The 1,488-nt window shown below is 43.2% G+C and carries 2 protein-coding genes; one reads left to right on the forward strand and one right to left on the reverse strand.

The window, feature by feature from the left end:
- Positions 1-174 (forward strand): nicotinate-nucleotide--dimethylbenzimidazole phosphoribosyltransferase (locus B3W37_RS11765; protein WP_483175895.1); only part of this gene is annotated, 174 nt, incomplete at its 5' end.
- A gap of 275 nt (positions 175-449) precedes the next feature.
- Here the strand turns inward: B3W37_RS11765 and B3W37_RS11770 are convergent.
- Complete coding sequence (locus B3W37_RS11770) at positions 450-1,379, reverse strand: SDR family NAD(P)-dependent oxidoreductase (RefSeq protein WP_481041363.1); 930 nt, start codon at positions 1,377-1,379, stop codon at positions 450-452.
- Positions 1,380-1,488: the final 109 nt, after the last annotated feature.

The following is a 1,488-nucleotide window of genomic DNA, read 5'->3' on the forward strand; positions in this document are numbered from 1 at the left end:
CCCGGGCACCGCATTATGCTGGAATATATGGGCCTGCAACCTATCCTGCACCTGGATCTGCGGCTGGGCGAAGGCACCGGAGCGGTTTTAACCTTCCCGATCTTTGAAGCGGCCGTAAAAGTTATGAAAGAGATGGCCACCTTCGGAGAAGCCGGCGTTTCCAACAAAGAATGACACAGATACACGGACAAGACCTAATGGAAGGGCCAGCCACTACCTTCCAATAGCGATACGTAGGCTGATCCATGTACACTTATAGCCCCGGGGTATGGAACATATGTTCAGTCCAGAGGAAGCCAATGGCGGCGCTAACACTTAACCGGGTCAGTATATTTAAAAAAGGCTGTTCTTGGAACAGCCTCTTTCTACCAAACAAACTTATGCCGAATGATCGGCTGTCTTCACGGGTTACCCCACACTGGCTAAAAGCCGCCCTGATCCGTTTATTTTTAGCCCGCCGTATAACCTCCGTCAATTACTAATTTTTGACCTGTCACAAAGGATGCTTCATCGGACATTAGAAATACTGCAGGCTTGGCAATTTCAGCAGGAACTCCCATGCGACCGCCATATTTACCGCGAGGTACGATTTCTTTATCTTTTACCGGGTCATTACATAATGGATGTAATGCTGCTAATTGCGCAAAGTCAAATGCTTCTGTCGCCAATGAATCTTGGGCTGCCAAATCATTTTTATCGGCAGCTACAGCTGCTTGGAATAATGGGGTCATAATATAACCTGGATTTACAGTATTTACACGTATACCGTAATCCGCCAATTGCAGGGCCAATGCTTTTGATAAACCAACTACGCCATGTTTACCCATTGTATATTGAATTAAATTGAAGCGTTCAATAAAAACTTCACCGGTTTCACAATTTACAACTTTAGGACGACCGGCAACCCCGTGAATACTTGAAACCATCACGATTGAACCTTTTATTCCATGTTTGATCATTAAACGAGAACCATATAAGGCTGTATAGAATACCCCATCTTCATTAATGCTTTGAATAAATTTGCGGGATTTTAAAACTTCTTCCGGGTCTTTATCGAAATCTTCCGCAGTTACCACACCGGCATTAGCCATTATTGCATTTACAACGCCATAAACCTTTTCTGTAATTTCAAATAATTTTTCAACATCTTTAGGTTGAGATACGTCAGTGTGAACAAAAGTTGCGCGTCCTTCACCGTATTGATCGTTTAATTCCTTAACAAAAGCTTCACCTAATTTGTCATTAATGTCGGACACAACTACCCCTCTTGCCCCTTCAGCCAATGCTTCACGAACTGTTGCTGATCCGATAGAGTCAAAACCAGGAATTGCTGAAACTGAACCTGTCACTACTACCACTTTGCCATCCAATTTACCCATTATAAATTCCACCTTTCTAAAATCTTCTCTCTCAGGTATTTTTACTTATGATAGAGGGTATTTCCTAATGGAGGGAGGCTATGATCACCGTGAAATACCCTGATAAGGG

Source organism: Syntrophomonas sp. UBA5494, from assembly GCF_002426325.1.